The organism is Methanomethylovorans sp. (genome assembly GCF_050177135.1).
In the GTDB taxonomy this organism is placed as follows: domain Archaea; phylum Halobacteriota; class Methanosarcinia; order Methanosarcinales; family Methanosarcinaceae; genus Methanomethylovorans.
In genome coordinates, this window is record NZ_JBFXHJ010000161.1 from 2,892 (window position 1) to 4,515 (window position 1,624).

1 pseudogene is annotated in these 1,624 nt (G+C 46.5%); it reads left to right on the plus strand.

Features of this window, described 5'->3' with window-relative positions:
• Positions 1-1,624: pseudogene (locus tag AB7U21_RS10540) on the plus strand (DNA polymerase II large subunit); the annotation flags it as partial.

Genomic DNA, 1,624 nt, shown 5'->3' on the forward strand with positions numbered 1-1,624 from the left:
TTCTCCCATCCTTCAAGGCCCGGAGGGTTCAGGCTAAGGTATGGCAGGTCACGTAATACTTCTTTTGCCGCAGCTGGCATCAATCCGGCCAGCATGGTGATCCTGGATGATTTCATTGCTCCGGGCACTCAGCTTAAAGTGGAAAGGCCTGGTAAAGCTGCAGGCATGGCTCCTGTGGATTCCATAGAAGGCCCTACAGTAAGGCTAAGGTGCGGTGATGTTGTCAGGATCGATGATGCAGAGGAAGCTCGTAGGCTGCACCCGGAAGTTGGATATATCATCGATATCGGGGAGATCCTGATCAATTATGGTGACTTTCTTGAGAACAATCATGTATTGGTTCCTTCATCATATTGCTTTGAATGGTGGATACAGGAATACTCTTTTGCCACCGGTGAAGATGGGTCAGCTAAGCCTGAACTTAAGCATCCTTCCCAGGAACTTGCCCTGGAGATATGTGAGAAGCATAATGTTCCTCTTCATCCGGATTTTACTTATCTGTGGCATGATATAACGACAAATGATCTTATAAGGCTGGCAGAGTTCATCGAAGAACACGGGTCTTTGGATGAAAAGCACTCGGTATTATCGTTGCCTCGGAAATTAAGTGCTGATAGCGGTATCAAGATACTGCTTGAAAACATGTTGGTGTTGCATAAAGTATCTGACGACACTATATTGATCTTGCAGCCTCTTCCGCTGCTCAGATGTCTGGGCATAGGAACGGACCTTCACAGAAATTGGACAGATATTGATGCAGAAACCGGTCTTGACGCAGTCAACAAGGTCAGTGGACTGCTCGTAAGGGCGCGTGCCCCTTCAAGGATAGGAGCACGCATGGGAAGACCTGAAAAATCAGATCGAAGAATGATGTCACCTGCACCTCATGCACTGTTCCCTATAGGTGAAACGGGTGGAAATACCCGCAAACTTGAAGACGCTGCCAGTTACAAAGAATCTGTAAATGGCAAAGTCGGGCTTATTAAAGTGGAGATCGGCTCACGGATATGTCCTGCATGTGGAATGGGATCCTACGAGTTCAGATGTGAATGTGGAGAATTCACCATTCCTAAGCTATCCTGTCCGAGATGTGGCCTTTCGATCAACAAGGAAACGTGCCCCAAATGCGGTGTGAACACTACATGTGCCCGCATGCAGAGCCTTGATTTCAAGAAAGTATATCAGCGGGCCTTTGAGAAGCTGGGTGAACGTGAATCGAACCTGGATGCCATCAAAGGTGTCAAAAGGATGATGTCACGCAACATGACCCCTGAACCACTTGAAAAAGGCATTTTGCGTGCCAAGCATGAACTGTATACCTTCAAGGACGGTACCGTACGGTATGACATGTCGGATATACCTCTTACACATATAAGAGCCGATGAGCTTGGCATACAAGTGGAAAAACTGCTGGAAATAGGTTATTCCGAAGACATTTATGGAAAGCCTCTCACCAGCGGGGATCAGGTGGTATGTCTTAAAGTTCAGGATATCGTCGTTTCATACGACTGTGCTACATATCTTTTAAAAACTACACGATATATAGATGATCTTTTATCCCGGTATTACCATCTTGAGCCTTATTATAATGCTCAGGGCATCGAGGATCTTGTGGGAACGCTTG